The organism is Pantoea agglomerans NBRC 102470, from assembly GCF_001598475.1.
In the GTDB taxonomy this organism is placed as follows: domain Bacteria; phylum Pseudomonadota; class Gammaproteobacteria; order Enterobacterales; family Enterobacteriaceae; genus Pantoea; species Pantoea agglomerans.
In genome coordinates this window covers 374,439-392,504 of sequence record NZ_BCZA01000002.1, presented here as the reverse complement: position 1 = coordinate 392,504, position 18,066 = coordinate 374,439, and the positions used below count along the sequence as shown (strand labels likewise).

Here is an 18,066-nt window from a genome sequence, read left to right as displayed (position 1 = left end):
CTGATGGGTGTAACAAATAAGGAATTCTTCCATGTTAAGTTTCGACCCGGAAAAAGTTTCTCTTCCAGCTGGCCATTATATTGGCGGCCAGCACTGCCAGAGCCAGGGCGCATCCTTTGAGGTTAAACGTCCCTCCGATGGCAGGGTCTATGCCACGCTGCAGGACGCCACGCCGCAGGATGTTGATCGTGCCGTGACTGTGGCGCATCAGGCGCTGAAAAGCAGCGGCTGGTCCGGTTGTCCGCCGCGCGAACGCGGACGGGTACTGCGCCGCTGGGCCGATCTGATTGAGCAGGACGCGCTGCTGGCACAGCTGGAAGCGCTGGGCTCGACCCGGCCGATCAATGACGTGGTGCTGCACGAAATTCCTTTTACCGCCGAAGCGATTCGCTTCTATGCCGAATGCGCTGACAAATACAGCGGGGATCTCTTTCCCACCCGCGACAGCAGCCTGGGCATGCTGATTGCCGAACCTTATGGCGTTATCGCCGCGATTACCCCGTGGAATTTCCCGCTGTCGATGGCGTCGTGGAAATGTGGACCGGCGCTGGCGGCGGGCAATGCGGTGGTGCTTAAACCCTCTGAACTGACCCCGTTTTCTACCGTGCGCATGGCCGAACTGGCCATTCAGGCGGGCTTACCGGCGGGCGTGCTGAACATTGTACAGGGCAGTGGCGCGGTGACCGGCAGCGCGCTGGTAAAACATCCGCTGGTGCGCAAAGTCTCGTTTACCGGCTCGACCCTGACCGGTCAACGCATTATGAGCGATGCCGCCCAGCACGGCATGAAACCGGTGACGCTGGAACTGGGCGGCAAAAGTCCACAACTTGTGTTTGATGACGCGGGTGACCTGGAGGTGCTGGCCCAGCGGATTCTGCGCGGCTTCACCGCCAACGGCGGTCAGGCCTGCGTGGCGGGCACCCGACTTATTGTGCAGCGCAACATTGCCGATCCGCTGGTTGAGCGGCTGGCTCAACTCTGCCGGGAGGTTAAACCGGGCGTGACCTGGCAGGAGGACAGCCGCTATGCACCGCTGATCGACGAACGACAGGGCAACAAAGTCTGCTCGGTTATTGAGGCGGCAAAAGCGCAGGGCGCAGAAGTGCTGGTGGGCGGTGGGCGTTTTGCCGACACCGACGACGGCTGGTTCTGGCAGCCCACGCTGCTGAGTCACGTGACGCAGGATAACCCGGCGGTCCAGCAGGAGATTTTTGGTCCGGTGCTGACGGTGCAGACGTTTGATGATGAAGAGCAGGGACTGGCGATGGCCGCCCATGACACCTATGGCCTCTGCGCCGGTGTTCACACCCTGAGTCTGCCGCGCGCGCTGCGGGCAATGCGCGCCATTGACGCGGGCACCGTCTGGATCAACCGCTATGGGCGTTCCGGCGACTTCATCATTCCGACCGGTGGCTTTCTCGGCTCCGGCATTGGTAAAGATTTAGGCCGCCAGGCGTTTCAGGCCTGCCAGCGCCAGAAGAGTGTACTCATCGATTTCTAAGCGCAACTGACAATGACGAGGGTGTTACATGGCACTGTTTAAACCGAAATTCATCACGTTTGACTGTTACGGCACGCTGATTCGCTTCGATATGGCGGGTGCTGCGCAGCGCTGTTTCAGCGATCGCGTCGACCCGGACGCAATGCACGCCTTTACCACCGACTTTTCCAGCTACCGGCTGGATGAGGTGCTCGGCGCGTGGAAACCCTATTACGACGTGGTGAGTAATGCCCTGCAGCGCACCTGTAAAAAGTGGGGCGTCCGCTGGGACAAAGCCGACAGCGACTTTATCTATACCGACTGCGCCAGCTGGGGTCCGCATCCCGACGTGCCCGCCGGGCTGGCAAAGGTGGCTAAGGAGTTTCCGCTGGTGCTGCTGACCAACTCGATGAAAGACCTGATCCCGCATCACGAACCGCGTCTGGGCGCACCTATCTATATGGCTATCACGGCAGAAGAGACGGGAGCCTACAAACCACAGATGAAGGGCTTCGAGTACATGCTGGATAAGCTCGGCTGCGGCCCGGAGGAGATCCTGCACGTCTCCTCCAGCTTCCGCTATGACCTGATGACTGCCCACGATCTCGGCATCAAAAACAAAGTCTGGGTCAATCGCGGTCATGAACCGGCGAATCCGTATTACCAGTACACCGAAATCAACGATATCGGCGGCCTGCCTGGCGTCGTCGGACTCTGAGGAACACCCCATGAAACTGGAATCGTTCTGGCAGGCTACCGCTCCGGCCTTTACCGGGGCCGCACGCGAACCGCTGCCCGCAAGGGCGGACGTGGTGGTAATTGGCGGTGGTTTCACCGGCATCTCGGCGGCCCTGAACCTGGCGCGCAGCGGCATCAGCGTGGTGCTGCTGGAGAGTGGCGACGTGATGAGCCAGGCCTCTGCGCGCAACGGCGGCCACTGCAACACCGGTGTGGCGCAGAACTTCGCCTCGCTGGTGGCGAGCCAGGGTCTGGAGCAGGCCAGCCGCTTCTACCGGGCATTTGATGAGGCGGTGAGCTATGTCCAGCAACTGATCCAGGATGAAGCGATTGACTGCGATTTCCGGCTGTGCGGCAAACTTAAGCTCGCCAGCAAAGCGTCGCATGTGGCCGGGCTGCAGGAAGCGTATGAACTGATGCGCCGCACCGTTGACCCGGAGATCGAACTGCTCGACAAAACGGCAGTGCGTGACGAGATCGCCAGCGATGACTTTCATGGCGGCCTGCTGCAGAAACGTGGCGGTCAGATGCACATGGGCAAGTTCGGCGTCGGGCTGGCTGAGGCCGCCGCCCGCAGCGGCGCGAAGATTTTCCCGCACCACGCCGTGACGAAGTTAGAACGCCTGAAGGGTTATCAGCATCGGGTAGAGACCGCGCAGGGCACCATTCTGGCGGACAAAGTGCTGATGGCGACCGGCTGCTCCAACGTCGGCCCTTTTCCCTGGTTTCAGCGCCGCATTGTGCCGGTTGGCAGCTTTATCGTGGTGACGGAGGCGCTCGACCCGGCGCTGCTGCGCCAGGTGCTGCCAAACGATCGCACCTATGTCACCTCACTGAATATCGGCAACTACTTCCGTACCACGGCCGATCGCCGTTTGGTGTTTGGCGGGCGGGCGCGGTTTGCCGTCAGCAACCCGACGTCGGATTCGCGTAGCGGCGAGATCCTGCGCCGGGCGATGACGCAGATGCTGCCACAGCTTGGCCAGTCGCAGGTGGATTACTGTTGGGGCGGTATGGTCGACATGACCGCCGATCGTCTGCCGCACGCGGGTGAACAGGATGGCCTCTTCTATTCACTGGGCTACAGCGGTCACGGTACCCAGATGTCGGTGTGGATGGGACACGTCATGGCCAGTCTGCTGGCTGAAAAGCGCACTGAAAATCCCTGGCAGCGCGACACATGGCCCGCGCTGCCCGGTTATCACGGCAAGCCATGGTTTTTACCGCTCGCAGGACTCTATTACAAAGCAAAGGATCGCCTTTCATAACGTCCCGTCGGGTGCTGACCGCCAGGTTATCAGCACCGCCAGAACATGATCCCCGGTTCGCCTGACTATTGAGGGTACAGAGATGAGTAAATTTGATAATAACGACGCTGATGCGGTAAATCCGGCACTGACGCGCATGATCACCGAAGGCTCACTTTCACGTCGCAGCCTGATGAAAATGCTCTCAGCCGGTGCGGTGATGAGCAGCGGCCTGATCACTTTTTCAGGGGCGGCACTGGCGGACGACAAGCCGGTCAGGGGCGGTAAACTGCGGGCGGCGATGTCGAATGCCTCGGCCACCGATACACTTGATCCGGCCAAAAGTAACAACAGTGCGGATTACACCCGCCAGTTTATGTTCTACAGCGGCCTGACCGAGCTGGATAAAAACCTGATGGCGCAGCCAGCGCTGGCCGAATCGCTGGAATCCAGCGACGGCATTACCTGGCATATCAAACTGCGTAAGGGGGTCACTTTCCATGATGGCAAACCGCTGACTGCCAAAGATGTCATCTACTCGCTCAGCCGTCACAAAGATCCGGCCATCGCCTCTATCGCCTTTAAGCTGGCCGATCAGTTCAAAACCTTCAGCGCGGTCAATGATAATGAGGTGCAACTGGAGCTGAGCAGCGCTAACTTCGACGTCCCTTATATGCTGGCGACACCGCCGTTTCTGATCGTGCCGGACGGCACCAAAGATTTCAGCAAAGGCATCGGCACCGGTCCGTTTGTCTGCAAAGCCTTTATGCCGGGTGTGCGCACCATCGGCACCAAAAATCCCAACTACTACAAGCCTGGTCTGCCGCATCTGGATGAGGTAGAGCTGATTGGCGTCACCGACGGCGCAGCGCGCGTTAATGCCCTGATGTCGGGCGATCTGCAGATGGTCTCCACGCTGACCGCTGCCGACTGCAAGCGCATCAAAGCCAGCAGCGAATTTGGCGTGCTTGAGAGTAAATCGGGCATGTACACCAACCTGATTATCCGCACCGATGTGAAGCCGGGTAACAACGAAGATTTCGTGCTGGCGATGAAATATCTGCAGCCACGTGAAATGCTGGTGAAAACGGTGCTGCAGGGTTACGGCGACGTCAGTAATGACACCCCGGTGCCGCCGTGGCATCCGCTCTATAACGCCGATCTCAAACCGCGTGCGCTGGACATTGAAAAAGCGAAGTTCCACATCAAAAAAGCGGGCATGGCCGGCTCCACGGTGGAGATTATCACCACGCCGAATATCGAAGGGGCAAATGAAGGCGGTCAGATGATCCAGCAGATGGCGCGCGGGGCAGGGCTGAACATCAAAGTGCGACGTGTGCCGTATGACGGTTACTGGTCTTCGCACTGGATGAAAGATCCGGTGGGATATGGCTCGATAAACCCGCGTCCGACGCTCGACATGCTCTTCTCACAGTTTTATCTCTCTACCGCACCGAATAACGAATCGGGCTGGAAAAACCCTCAGTTTGATCAGCTGGTGGTCGCGGCACGCGGTGAGCGCGATCAGGCGAAACGCAAGCAGATGTATGGTGACATGCAGAAGTTGATTTATGACCACTGCGGCACCCTTATCCCGACCTTTATCAGCTCCACAGATGGCTACAACAAAAAGGTCAAAGGGGTGGAGGCCTGGCCGTCAGGCATGATGATGGGCTATCGCTTCCATGAGTTTGCGTGGCTGAGTGCCTGATACGTTATTTGAGGAAGGAGTGCGCCGATGAACCGATACATGCTGTTCCTGATTGCCCGGCGAATTGGCGCCGGCATCCTGACTTTGCTTATCGTCTCGGCGGTGGTGTTTTTCATCACCAGCCTGCTGCCGGGCGACGCAGCGCAGATGATCCTCGGCCAGAACGCCACGCCGGAAACGGTGGCGGCGTTACGGCAGCAACTGGGTCTCGATCAGCCTTTGCTGATGCGCTACTTCCACTGGCTGACAGGCATGGTGCAGGGCGACTTTGGCACCTCGTTTGCCAGCCATTTGCCGGTCTCGCAGCTGGTGGCGCAGCGCATTCCCGCCACCTTTGAACTGGCGGGTATCACCACGCTGATCTGCGTGCCGCTGGCGCTGATTATCGGCATTATTGCGGCGATGAATCGCGGTTCCCGACTCGATCGGGCGCTGGTCATCGGCACCATGGCGACGGTTGCCGTGCCGGAGTTTCTGGTAGCGACGGTGGCGGTGCTGATTTTTGCCGTCAAGCTGCACTGGGTCTCGGCGATGTCGTTCGGCAGTCCGGATAGCGACCTGCTGAGTTACCTCAAAGCCTACGCGCTGCCGGTGCTGACGCTCTGCTGCGTGCTGGTGGCGCAGATGGCGCGTATGACGCGGGCAGCCATTATCAACCAGCTCGACAGTCCTTATCTGGAGATGGCGCTGCTGAAAGGGGTTTCACCGCTGAGAGCGGTGCTGCGTCACGCACTGCCTAACGCGGTCGGCCCCATCGCCAATGCCATTTCACTCAGCCTCTCCTATCTGTTCGGCGGGGTGATCATCATCGAAACTATCTTCAGCTATCCCGGTCTGGCCAGCCAGCTGGTGGATGCGGTCAGTAATCGCGACCTGCCGGTGGTGCAGCTCTGCGTGATGCTGTTCGCCGCCTGCTACCTGGTCCTGCTGCTGGCGGCAGACATTCTGACTATCGCCTTTAACCCGAAATGGAGAAGCGCATGAATATTCTCTCGTTGCCCTGGCGTTTCTTACAGTCGCTCTCCTGGTCGGGACGGCTGGGTCTGATAATGTCGCTGTTCTGGCTGCTGATGGCGGTATTCGGCACCCCGCTGGCCCCGCACAGCATTGATGACATCGGCGGCGGCCCGCTGATGGGCGGCCTGACGTCTGATAACCTGCTGGGCACCGACTATCTTGGGCGCGACATGCTGAGCCGCATTCTCTACGGCGCGAAGTTCTCTATTGGTCTGGCGCTGAGTGCGGCGCTGCTGGCCAGCCTGATCGGCACGCTGCTGGCGCTGCTGGCAGCGGTGGCGGGGCGCTGGCTGGAGGAGTTACTGGGCCGCGTCAACGACGCGCTGCTGGTACTGCCGGGTAAAGTGCTGTCCCTGATGATAGTCGCGGTATTTGGCTCCTCACTGCCAATGCTGATCCTCACGGCGGTCTTCACCTACTGGCCGGGCGCATTCCGTATCGCGTTTGCCATGGCCAGCTCGCTGCGCAGCATGGACTACGTCCGGGCGTCACGGCTGCGGGGGGAAAGCCGCTGGTATATCGCCATTCACGATATCCTGCCCAACATGGTGCACCCGATGCTGACTGACTTTGGTCTGCGCTTTGTCTACATCGTGCTGCTGCTGAGCGGCCTGAGCTTCCTCGGTCTGGGTGTTCAGCCGCCCTACGCCGACTGGGGCACGCTGGTGCGTGAAAATATGCAGGGGCTGTTTGACGGCTCGCCTGCGGTGCTGATGCCCGCGCTGGCGATTGCCAGCCTGACCATTGGTGCCAACCTGTTTATTGACAGCCTGCAGGCGATGCGTCCGATGACGCTGGCGAAGGAGGGAGCATGAACGTGACACCACATACCGCGATGCCGGTGATTTCGGTGGATAAACTGCGCGTCACTGCGCAGACCGATCGCGGCGAAGAGATCGACCTGGTTTCCGACATTCACTTTACCGTGCAGAAGGGCGAAGTGCTGGCGCTGATTGGCGAATCCGGCTCAGGTAAAACCACGATCGCGATGGCGCTGATGGGTTACGCCCGCAGCGGCTGCCGCATCGCCGACGGCAACATTCACGTTGCCGGCACCGACGTTAACAGCCTGACGCCGGGGCAGTTGCGCGCTTTCCGTGGCAACAAAGTCGCCTATATCGCCCAGAGCGCGGCAGCGTCGTTTAATCCGGGCATGAAGATCCTCGACCAGGTGATTGAGCCGGTGGTTATCCACGGCACCCTGACCCGCAAAGCGGCAAAAGCCAAAGCGATTGAGCTGTTCCGCGAACTGGCGCTGCCCAACCCCGAGACCATTGGCGACCGCTTCCCGCACCAGGTGTCGGGCGGTCAGTTACAGCGTCTGATGACGGCGATGGCGCTGATTGGCGATCCTGACGTGGTAATCCTTGATGAACCTACTACCGCGCTGGATGTGACCACGCAGGTGGAAGTGCTGAAGGCGTTTCGCCGCGTGGTGGTGCAGCGCGGCGTCACGGCAATTTACGTCAGTCACGATTTAGCCGTGGTGGCGCAGATGGCAGACCGGATACTGGTGCTGCTGCGCGGCAAAATGGCGGAGTATGGCAGCACCGCGCATCTGATCGGCGCGCCGCAGGCGGAGTACACCCGTTTACTGATGGAGGCGGCGCGGCAGAAAGAGCGGCCCAGCAACTGGTGCCCGGTTGCAGCCGATATTCAGCCGCTGCTTGAGGTGCGCGACCTCAGCGCAGGTTATGGCCCGCGCGGCAGCGATGGCTACCCGAAAATACGCATTCTGGAGGATATCAACCTCAGGCTGTGGAAAGGGCAGGCGATTGGCATCATTGGTGAGTCAGGCTCAGGTAAAACCACCCTGGCGCACGCTATTGCCGGACTCAACGCTCCAAGCCACGGCCATATTCTGTTCAACGGCCACTACATCGCGGGCGATATGCAAAAACGGCCTGACAACGAGCTGCGCCGCATTCAGTATGTGTTTCAGATGGCAGACACCGCGCTGAACCCGGCTCACAGCGTTGAACGCATCCTGTCGCGTCCGCTAACGCTGTTTCACGGTCTGAACGGTGCGGCCCGACAGCAGCGGCTTTATCAGCTGCTGGATCTGGTGCAGCTCCCGCGCAGCGTGCTGTGGCGGCGTCCCTGGGCGCTCTCCGGCGGGCAGAAGCAGCGCGTCAATCTGGCGCGCGCGCTGGCGGCTGAGCCGGATCTGATTCTGTGTGATGAAGTGACCTCGGCGCTGGATACGGTGGTTGCCGCCGCCGTCCTCGACTTAATCAGCGAACTGCGCCGCGAACTGGGACTCTCGGTGATCTTCATCAGCCACGACATGCATGCGGTACGCGCGGTGTGTGATGAAATCGTGGTGATGAAGAGCGGTCGCATCGTCACCCAGCTGGCGCGCAGCGACTACGACAAGCCGACCAGCGAATTGTATTTCGAGCGGCTGAAACGCGCGGTGCCGGAGCTGCGTCAGGGCTGGCTGGATGAGCATGAAGAGATTTTAAAAGCAGAGTGAGTTGCCTGAAGCAACGGGCACCCTGATTAATCCGCCTGCACAGCACTGATGTAATGCGCGGGCGGCACGGGTCAGCACACAGCGGTGATATCGCTCTGCGCTAATCAGATACTGACAACAGAGGTATTCTTGTTATGCCTGCACCGATTCGTTATGTACAGGACAGTGCGAATTTTCCCGATTCCGCCGATGTAGTGGTGATTGGCGCCGGTATCGCCGGAGCCGCCGCCACCTGGGAGCTGGCGAAGCAGGGACTGAAGGTCGTGCTAATCGAAAAAGGCCTGGTAGGAGCGGAGCAGTCGAGCCGTAACTGGGGCTGGTGTCGCCAGCAGAACCGCGATGAACGTGAATTGCCGCTGATTATTTATGCGCTGCAACGCTGGGGTGAGCTTAACGATGAAACCGGCGAGGAGCTGGGTTTCCGCCGCAGCGGGCTGGTTTACGCCACGCAGGAAGAGTCGGACATCGCGGCCTGGGATAAGTGGATCCAGATGGCAAAAGGCTATGGCGTGCGCAGTTCGATTCTCACAGCGGAGCAGGCTAAAGCGATGACGCCCGGCAGCACCACAAACTGGCGGGGCGGTCTCTCAGCGCCAACCGACGGTCACGCCGAACCACGGCTGGCCGCACCGGGGCTGGTGGCGGGCGCGCTGAAAAAAGGGGCGCTGCTGTTTCAACAATGCGCGGTGCGCGGGCTGGATATCGCCGCCGGTCGGGTCAGCGGCGTCTGGACCGAGCGCGGCCTGATCAAAACCAGCCGGGTGATCTGTGCCGCCGGGGCCTGGACCTCCATGTTTTGCCGTCGTCACGGTATCGATCTGCCGCTGGGCAACGTGATTGGCACCGCCTTCCGCACGCAGCCCATTGAGCAGGCGATCGCCATGCCGCTTTACACTCCAGGCTTTGCCTGTCGGCCACAGATGGACGGCAGCTACACCGTATCCGTCTCGGGTCGCGGTCGTCTGGAACCTGGCGCGCAGGGGCTGCGCTATGCTCGCCAGTTCTATCCGACCTTTAAAAGTCGCCGCAAGAATCTCACCCTGAATCTTGGCCTGTCGCCTTTCTTCAACGGCCCGGAAGCGATGGGTGGCTGGGCATTTGACCGCGAGTCGCCGTTTGAGCGCATGCGCATTCTCGATCCGGCAGCCGATGCAACGATCGTGGAAGAGGGACTGGCGGCGATGCGGCGTGAATACCCGGCGCTGGCGAACCTGCGGCTGGCGCAGTCGTGGGGCGGCATGATTGACAGCACCCCGGATGCGATTCCGGTGATCTCCACCGTGGCGAAACTGCCGGGGCTGGTGCTCTCGGCGGGCTACAGCGCCCACGGCTTCGGTATCGGACCGGGTGCCGGACGACTGGCAGCCGATCTGGCGACCGAAGCCACGCCAGTCGTTGATCCCACCCCTTATCGCTACAGCCGTCTGGTTGACGGCAGCGGACTTGAAACGCCAGGCATGATGTAAGGAGACCTGCAATGAGCCTGAAAATACGCGCAATGACGCCGGACGATCTCGACCCCTGTTTCACCTTAACGCAGGCACTGAAATGGCCCCATCGACGTGAAGACTGGCAGCTGGCGCTGCAGCTGGGCGAGGGTACGGTGATTGAAGAGCAGGGCAAGCTGATAGCGAGCGCGGTGCTCTGGCGCTGGGGCGAGCGCGCCGCCACGCTGGGGCTGGTGATCGTCGATAACCAGCAGCAGGGGCGTGGCCTGGGCAAACAGCTGATGCTGGCGCAACTGGAAAAATTACCCGACTGTAATGTGCGTCTGCACGCCACCGAAATGGGCAAAGGTTTGTATGAAAAACTCGGGTTTGTCAGTTGCGGTGAAATTCGCCAGCACCAGACCCGCGCAGTGACCACCCTTCCAGACGTCGTGATCCCAGCGGGACTGCAGCTGCGTCCGGCAACACAGGCCGATCACGCCACACTGGTGACGCTGGATCAGCAGGCGCACGGCATGCATCGTCCGGCACTGTTCGACCACCTGCTGCGCGACTGCCAGACGGTGCTGTTGCAGGATGATCATCAGCAAATTCAGGGTTTCGCCAGCCTGCGCCGCTTTGGTCACGGCTGGGCGATTGGCCCGGTGATCGCGGCAGATTTTTCAGTCGCGCAGGCACTGGTCGCCACATTGATGCAGACGCTGCAGGGGGAGTTTCTCCGCATTGACACCGATGCCGCGCTGCCGATGGCCGCCTGGCTACAGAGCCTCGGCATCCCTCAGGTCGATGCGCCTGCGACTATGGTGCGCGGCACGCCGTGGACGCCGCAGGGTATGCAGGCGTTTGGACTGATGACGCAGGCGATGGCCTGATGCATATCGTCTATAAATCGGAGCCGGAACGTGGCCGCATCTGGCAGCGCTGGCTGGCAGCGCATGCGCCTGACATTCATCTGCATATCTGGCCTGAGACCGGCGATCCAGAGCAGGCTGAGGCGCTGGTTGCCTGGCAGCCACCGGCTGACATCACTGCGCTTTTCCCCCGGCTGAAACTGCTGTTCTCCGTGGGTGCGGGGGCCGATCAGTTTGACCTTGGCGCGCTACCGCCCGAGCTGCCGGTGATAAGAATGATCGAACCAGGCCTGACCCAGGGCATGGTGGAGTATGTCACCTTCGCGGTGCTCGGCCTGCATCGCGACATGCCGCGCTATTTTCATCAGCAACGCCAGCAGCAGTGGCTGGCACACGCGGCATTACCTGCCGCGCAGCGTCGGGTAGGCGTCATGGGGCTGGGCGAACTGGGCCAGGCCGCATTGCAACAGCTGGTGGCGCTGGGCTTTGACTGCGCTGGCTGGAGCCGCACACCGCGGCAGATTCCCGGCGTCCGCTGCTGGCACGGTGACGATCAGCTCGATGCGTTTCTGGCGCACAGCGAGATTCTGGTCTGCCTGCTGCCGCTGACCGTCACCACACAGGGTTTGCTTAACCGCACCCTGTTTAATCAGTTGCCACAGGGTGCGGCGCTGGTGCAGGCCGGGCGCGGCCCCCAGCTGAATCAGGACGATCTGCTGCAGGCGCTGGAGAGCGGTCAGCTCCGTGCCGCCGTGATCGATGTGACCGACCCGGAGCCGTTACCGCCGGGTCATCCCTTCTGGCACCATCCCGCCATCTGGCTCACACCCCACATTGCCAGCCAGACGCAGAATGAGAGCGCCATTGCGGCACTGCTGGAAAACCTGCGGCGCTATCAGCGTGGCGAGCCGCTGCATGGTGAGATAGACCGTTCGCGAGGATATTAAGATGGAACATCTGGTGGCATTGCGCCGCGACCTGCATGCGCATCCGGAACCGGGCTTTCAGGAGCAGCGCACCAGCGACATCGTGGCGAATTTTTTGCAACAGCTGGGCATTGAGGTGCATCGCGGCATCGGTAAAACCGGCGTGGTCGGGATACTGAAAAAGGGCAGCAGTGAACGCATGATTGGCCTGCGGGCTGATATGGATGCGCTGCCGATGCAGGATCAAAGCGGCACCGAGTGGCAAAGCCGCGCGGAGCAGGTGAGCCACGCCTGCGGCCACGACGGTCACACCGTGATGCTGCTGGGAGCGGCAGAAAAACTGGCGCGCGACGTCAGCTTTGATGGCAGCGTCTGCTTTATCTTCCAGCCCGCCGAAGAGGGGCTTGCGGGCGCAAAGGCGATGATTGACGATGGCCTGTTCAGCCGTTTTCCCTGTGAGGCGGTCTACGCCATCCACAACTGGCCGGAACTGCCGCTCGGCCAGGTACAGACCCGCCCTGGCGCGATCATGGCAGCGGCTGACCGTTTTGATATCCGGGTACTGGGCGGAGGCGGTCATGCCGCGCAGCCACATCTGACGCGCGATACTCTGCTGGCGACCAGCGAGCTGGTGGTGCAGCTGAATACTCTGGTCTCACGCGCTCTGGATCCGTGCGAAACGGCGCTGCTCACCGTCACCCGGATGCAGGGCGGCTTTTCGCACAACATGATCCCGGCGGAGGCGAACATCACCGGCACGGTGCGCACTTTCAGCCCGGCAGCGCAGGCGACGATTGAATCACGACTGCGTCAGATGGCGGAGCACATCACCGCCGCCCACGGTTTGCACGCAGAGGTCAGCTATCTGCGCTACTACCCGGCGACCCTGAATAGCGCTGCTGCAGCGCAGTTTTGCCTGCAGGCGCTGACGCAGGCGGGCATCACGGCTGAGGTCGCGCCCCAGCCCGCACTTACCTCAGAAGATTTCGCTTTTATGCTGCAGGCGCGGCCCGGTGCCTATCTGTGGCTGGGATCGGCACCCTGCAAGCCGCTGCATCATGCCGCCTACGACTTCAACGATGCGCTGATCCCGCATGGCGTTAACGTTTTTGTCACGCTGATTCGTCAGGCGCTGGCAGAGAAATTTCCCTGCTGAATGCCGCAGGATTTTGACAGGAAATGCCGCTGTCTGGGGAATTACGGCAGCGTGACAAACCAGCGGGTTGCGATACTTGAGCCAACCGAACGTTACGTGGATGAGGGTTTAAAATGCAGAATGTCATGGCAGAGCAGCAAGCATACTCCGATAACAACCTGTTACTGGATGCACGCGAGCAGAACGTGCCGCGCGGCGTAGTTACCGCCCATCCGCTGGTGATCGAACGCGCCAGAGGCAGTGAAGTGTGGGACGTGGAGGGCAATCGCTATCTCGACTTTGTCGGCGGCATCGGGGTGCTGAATGTCGGCCACAATCACCCGGCGGTGGTCAATGCGGTGACCCGCCAGCTCGGCCTGGTCTCTCACGCCTGCTTTCAGGTGGTGGCCTATCCGGGCTACATCGAGCTGGCGCAGCGGCTGAACAAACTGGTCGGCGGCGATGAGGCGTACAAAAGCGTCTTCTTTACCAGCGGCGCCGAAGCGGTGGAAAATGCGGTGAAGATTGCCCGCTCACACACCCAGCGCTCTGGCATTATCGCTTTTGATGGTGCGTTTCATGGCCGCACCCTGCTGGGTATCACCCTGACCGGCATGTCCGCGCCTTACAAACAGAATTTTGGCCCGTTCCCTGGCGATATTTACCGTCTGCCCTTCCCGAACCCGCTGCACGGTATTACTGAAGCGGACTGCCTGAAAGCGCTGGATCAGCTGTTTGCGGTGCAGATCCTGCCGGAGCGGGTAGCGGCAATTATCATTGAGCCGGTTCAGGGCGACGGCGGCTTCCTGCCCGCTGGCCCGGCATTTATGCAGGCGCTGCGTCGCATCACCAGCCAGCACGGTATTATGCTGATTTGTGATGAAATCCAGTCCGGCTTCGGGCGTACCGGCACGATGTTCGCCTTCCAGCAACTGGGTATTAAACCCGATTTAGTCACGCTGGCGAAAAGCCTTGGCGGCGGTCTGCCGATTTCCGGCGTGGTGGGGCGTGCAGAGATCATGGATGCACCCACACCCGGCGGGTTAGGCGGTACTTATGGCGGCAACGCACTGGCCTGTGCGGCGGCGCTGGCGGTACTGGATCTGTTTGAGCAGGAAAACCTGTTGCAGCGCTCCTGCCAGCTTGGTGAGCAACTCAATGCACGACTGCGGCAACTGGCGGATAAATATGCCTGCATCGGTGACGTCCGCGGCGTAGGCTTTATGCAGGCGGTGGAGATCCTCGATTTCGAAACCGGTCGCCCGGATGCGGCCTTAACCCAGAAGATCCTCGACAGCGCCTGCCAGGAAGGATTGCTGCTGATCAAATGCGGCCTGCATCGCAACACCATCCGTTTCCTGGCGCCGCTGGTCACCACCGACTCACAGCTTGAAGAGGCGCTGCATATCTTCGATATTGCGCTGGCCCGCGCCACAGGCCGGTTGGGGTAAAGTGCGATTCCTCATTGATATTGTTAAAGTAATTTGAAAATCTCCCGCTGGTATAACCACTGCGAAGCGCTGGCGCGTTTACGGTAAAGCGTGATATACCTTCGGGAGGTTCTGCACATTTAATTAAGCGTCTATCCCATCAGGCTATTTCATTTGTCAGTCTGAACCTGGTCAGTGCTTACAATCCTCACGTACGCCATGTACGCGCCGGTTGTTGCGCGCTGTCCGTCTCCAGACTGCCTGTAACAATGACGCCTGGCTGGACAGGCTCTGACAATGAGGGGGGTGCTATGAACGGCTTAATGAAACTCGACCGCATCGACATCAACATCCTGGTGCAACTCCAGAAAGATGGCCGTATCAGCAACGTTAACCTCGCCGACGCCGTAGGCCTTTCGCCCAGTCCCTGTCTGCAACGGGTCAAACGTCTGGAACAGGCCGGTTTTATCACCGGTTATGAAGCGCACATTAATCTCACCCGCATTACCGATTCGGTGACGGTCTTTACCGAAGTCACTCTGTCAGGCCATCGCCGCGAAGACTTTATGAAATTTGAAAGTGCGATGCGCGACGTCGATGAGCTGATGGAGTGCCATCTGATCACTGGCGGCTATGACTATTTGCTGCGCTTTATTACCCGCAGTATTGAACATTACCAGGAAGTGATTGAGAAGATGCTCGACGCTCAGATCGGCATCGATAAATACTTCAGCTATATCGTGATCAAATCCCCGATCATGAAAAGCAGCGTGCCGTTGCGATCGCTGATCGGCAAGCACAATTCGGTGGAGTTCGGCGTGTAACGGGCGGCCAGGCGTCGCCCTCGCCATGTTTACCGGTGGAGAGAGGGCCGTCACCTGCCTTGTTTCTGCTTACTCTTTCGCGATTCACCCCAGCCACACTGTTATTCACGCATCTGCTTCACCTCGCCCTTTAATCAGCCCGACGTCTCCTCAGCATAAAATTTCTTCATGACGCAAAATTCAGTCGCAATAGCCGATTCTGTAGCGCGCTAAAGCCTCAACCGTTGGGCGAACCCTTTTACACTGTTTTCAACCGATACAAGGAGTTGTCATGGACTCATTACAGATTGCTGACCAGCAGTGGCAGCGCGATGCGTTCACCGTCTCTACCCGCCGCCAGCAGCTCGACCTTAACTGGATCCACATCCAGCTGGCGGAGAAGTCCTACTGGGCCAAAGGCCAGCCGATGGCCAAAACCGTGCGGGCGATTGCCGGTTCGCTGCCGTTTGGCCTCTATCACCAGCAGAGACAGATTGGTTTTGCCCGACTGATTACTGACTACACCCGGTTTGGCTGGTTGTGTGACGTGATGATTGATGAAAACTGGCGCGGTCACGGGCTGGGCAGCTGGCTGGCAACCTGCGTCCGTGAACACCCGGAGCTGCAAACGGTGCATCGCTGGATGCTCTCAACCCAGGATGCCCATCAGGTCTATCAGCGGCTCGGCTGGCGTGTGGTGCAGCATCCCGAGGCGCTGATGGAATTTCCCCCTTCCTGACACTGGAGTTACCCTGATATGCGATACCGCGTTGGCGTGGATATTGGTGGATCCTTTACCGATTTCGCCGTGCTCGATCAGCAAACGAACCAGATTCACACCCTGAAAGTCCTGTCGCGACCGGATCAGCCAGGCAGCGAAATCGTTACCGGACTGGCGCAGTTTCAGCAGCATCAGGGCATTGACCCCGCTGAGATTGGCTACTTCACCCACGGCACCACGGTAGGCATTAACGCGGTGATCCAGCGGCGTGGCGTGCGGCTGGCACTGTTCGCCACGGAGGGCTTCTGCGATGTCCTGGAGCTGGCCCGGCTTAAAATCCCGCATATTCACGACCTTTTCTCCCGGCGTCCTGCTCCGCTGATCACCCGCGATCGGGTGTTTGCCATCCGTGAACGCAGTGACGCGCACGGCAACGTGCTGCACGCGCCTGATCGCCAGAGCGTGCTCGACGCAATCGCTCAGGCACGCGCGGCAGGCTGTCAGGGCATTGTGGTGTCGCTGCTGCACAGCTATCGCAACCGGCACAATGAAGCGGCGGTGAAGGCGATTATCGACGAGGTGGCACCCGAGCTGCTGACCTCCTGTTCCGCTGACATCTGGCCGATCATCCGTGAATATGAACGCACCATTACCGCCACCATTAATGCCTACGTGCAGCCGATGGTGATCCACTACCTGGAATCCTTTGAGCAGGCGCTGCAACGGCTCGGTGTCAGGCCGCCGCCGCGCATCACCAAATCCAACGGCGGGGTGATGGGCGTCGATCAGGCGAAACGCGAATGCGTGCAGATGGTGCTCTCCGGCACCGCATCCGGGGTGATTGGTGCCAGCTATCTCGCCAGCGCCTGTGGTTTTGACAAAATCCTCAGCCTGGATATCGGTGGCACCAGCGCCGACGTGGCGGTGATCATCGACGGCAAAGTGGCACAGGGCAACGGCGAAATCATCGGGGATTTCCCGATCTTTATTCCTTCTGTCGCCGTCACTTCGGTGGGTCAGGGCGGCGGCTCGCTGGCGTGGATCGATGGTCAGGGCGTGCTGCAGATGGGCCCGGACAGTGCCGGATCGCTGCCTGGCCCGGTCTGCTTCCAGCGCGGCGGCACGCAACCCACTGCCACCGATGCGTTCGCCGCCTGCGGCATGATGGGCCATGGCGCGCTGGGTTATAACGCCGTCACTGTTGATGTGGACGCCGCCTGTGCGGCCTGGCAGCCGCTGGCGGATGCGCTTGGCGTCACGGTGCAGGAAACGGCAGAAACCGCCATCCAGCTGGCGATCTCCAGCATGTACAGCGACACCAGCGGGCTGCTGTCGCGCTTTGGTCTCGATCCGCGTGAATTCTGGTTCCTCGCCTTTGGCGGAGCGGGTCCGATGATGGGCTGCTTTCTGGCCCGCGAACTGAATATGAAAGGGGTGATTGTGCCGCCGACGCCGGGCGTGCTGTCCGCGCTGGGCGGGCTGGTAGCAGATATCCGCAACGATTTTATCCGCACGCTCTACGGCGATCTGACACCCGCCCTGGCCGACACCCTGGCCAGTGAAGCCGAAGCATTACAGCAGCGCGCCTGTGGCTGGCTGGCCCAGGAGCACGGCAGCGATATGCCTTACAGCCTGCAGTTCAGCGCGGATATGCGCTATCGCGGTCAGTCGTTTGAGATCGACGTACCGCTGGAGGCGAACTGGCTGGCGCAGGCGGATTTCACTGCGCTGCATGACGCCTTTGATCGCCAGCACCAGCAGCTGTTTGGTCACTGTGATCCGCAGGCGCCGGTGCAGCTGATCAACCTGCGGCTGGTGATTGCCTCACCGACGCCGAAACCGGTGATTAACCCACTGGCTTCGGCCACGGAACCGGTGCCGGTACTGAAACAGACCAGGGCGTGGATCGACGGCGGCTGGCATCAGGTTGATTTAGTGCTGCGTTCGGTGCTGCGTGCCGGACATCAGCTCAGTGGCCCGGTCATCATCGCCCAGGATGACTGCACCACCTGCGTGCCGCCCGGCATGGGCGTCACGGTCGATTCATTCGGTAATCTGCTGATCACGGCGAACGAGGCATAAC

15 protein-coding genes are annotated in these 18,066 nt (G+C 60.4%); all 15 read left to right on the top strand.

Features of this window, described 5'->3' with window-relative positions; all coding sequences use genetic code 11:
* The first annotated feature begins 31 nt into the window (after positions 1-31).
* A complete protein-coding gene (locus tag PAG01S_RS05405; protein ID WP_062757933.1) occupies positions 32-1,501 on the top strand; it encodes an aldehyde dehydrogenase family protein in 1,470 nt (489 codons plus the stop codon).
* Positions 1,502-1,529: 28 nt separating this feature from the next.
* On the top strand, positions 1,530-2,198 hold the full coding sequence (locus tag PAG01S_RS05400) for a haloacid dehalogenase type II (RefSeq protein ID WP_010247881.1): 669 nt from the start codon (positions 1,530-1,532) through the stop codon (positions 2,196-2,198).
* A 10-nt stretch (positions 2,199-2,208) separates the two neighbouring features.
* Positions 2,209-3,486: an NAD(P)/FAD-dependent oxidoreductase gene (locus PAG01S_RS05395; protein WP_062757932.1), complete on the top strand. Its 1,278-nt coding sequence runs from the start codon at positions 2,209-2,211 to the stop codon at positions 3,484-3,486.
* Positions 3,487-3,568: 82 nt separating this feature from the next.
* The gene (locus tag PAG01S_RS05390; RefSeq protein ID WP_033778880.1) at positions 3,569-5,176 is read left to right on the top strand and encodes an ABC transporter substrate-binding protein; all 1,608 of its coding nucleotides are present in this window, start codon (positions 3,569-3,571) and stop codon (positions 5,174-5,176) included.
* Positions 5,177-5,203: 27 nt separating this feature from the next.
* Entirely contained in the window at positions 5,204-6,160 is a 957-nt protein-coding gene (locus PAG01S_RS05385) for an ABC transporter permease (protein WP_010247875.1), read from the top strand.
* Positions 6,157-7,008: an ABC transporter permease gene (locus PAG01S_RS05380; protein WP_031591097.1), complete on the top strand. Its 852-nt coding sequence runs from the start codon at positions 6,157-6,159 to the stop codon at positions 7,006-7,008. Before PAG01S_RS05385 ends, PAG01S_RS05380 begins: the two co-directional genes overlap by 4 nt.
* On the top strand, positions 7,005-8,669 hold the full coding sequence (locus tag PAG01S_RS05375; protein WP_062757930.1) for an ABC transporter ATP-binding protein: 1,665 nt from the start codon (positions 7,005-7,007) through the stop codon (positions 8,667-8,669). Before PAG01S_RS05380 ends, PAG01S_RS05375 begins: the two co-directional genes overlap by 4 nt.
* A 134-nt stretch (positions 8,670-8,803) precedes the next feature.
* Complete coding sequence (locus PAG01S_RS05370; RefSeq protein ID WP_010670909.1) at positions 8,804-10,135, top strand: NAD(P)/FAD-dependent oxidoreductase; 1,332 nt, start codon at positions 8,804-8,806, stop codon at positions 10,133-10,135.
* 11 nt (positions 10,136-10,146) lie between these two features.
* Complete coding sequence (locus PAG01S_RS05365; RefSeq protein WP_062757929.1) at positions 10,147-10,989, top strand: GNAT family N-acetyltransferase; 843 nt, start codon at positions 10,147-10,149, stop codon at positions 10,987-10,989.
* Positions 10,989-11,915, top strand: a complete 927-nt coding sequence (locus PAG01S_RS05360) for a 2-hydroxyacid dehydrogenase (protein WP_062757927.1) — start codon at positions 10,989-10,991, stop codon at positions 11,913-11,915. Before PAG01S_RS05365 ends, PAG01S_RS05360 begins: the two co-directional genes overlap by 1 nt.
* A gap of 1 nt (position 11,916) precedes the next feature.
* Positions 11,917-13,050, top strand: a complete 1,134-nt coding sequence (locus PAG01S_RS05355) for a M20 aminoacylase family protein (RefSeq protein ID WP_062757925.1) — start codon at positions 11,917-11,919, stop codon at positions 13,048-13,050.
* A 113-nt stretch (positions 13,051-13,163) separates the two neighbouring features.
* The gene (gene gabT, locus PAG01S_RS05350) at positions 13,164-14,480 is read left to right on the top strand and encodes a 4-aminobutyrate--2-oxoglutarate transaminase (protein ID WP_062757923.1); all 1,317 of its coding nucleotides are present in this window, start codon (positions 13,164-13,166) and stop codon (positions 14,478-14,480) included.
* Positions 14,481-14,770: 290 nt separating this feature from the next.
* On the top strand, positions 14,771-15,283 hold the full coding sequence (locus tag PAG01S_RS05345) for an Lrp/AsnC family transcriptional regulator (RefSeq protein ID WP_010247853.1): 513 nt from the start codon (positions 14,771-14,773) through the stop codon (positions 15,281-15,283).
* 271 nt (positions 15,284-15,554) lie between these two features.
* Positions 15,555-16,001 (top strand): GNAT family N-acetyltransferase, encoded by a 447-nt coding sequence (locus tag PAG01S_RS05340; RefSeq protein ID WP_061901323.1) that lies wholly within the window; start codon positions 15,555-15,557, stop codon positions 15,999-16,001.
* An 18-nt stretch (positions 16,002-16,019) separates the two neighbouring features.
* The gene (locus PAG01S_RS05335; RefSeq protein ID WP_062757921.1) at positions 16,020-18,065 is read left to right on the top strand and encodes a hydantoinase/oxoprolinase family protein; all 2,046 of its coding nucleotides are present in this window, start codon (positions 16,020-16,022) and stop codon (positions 18,063-18,065) included.
* The last annotated feature ends 1 nt before the right edge of the window (position 18,066 follow it).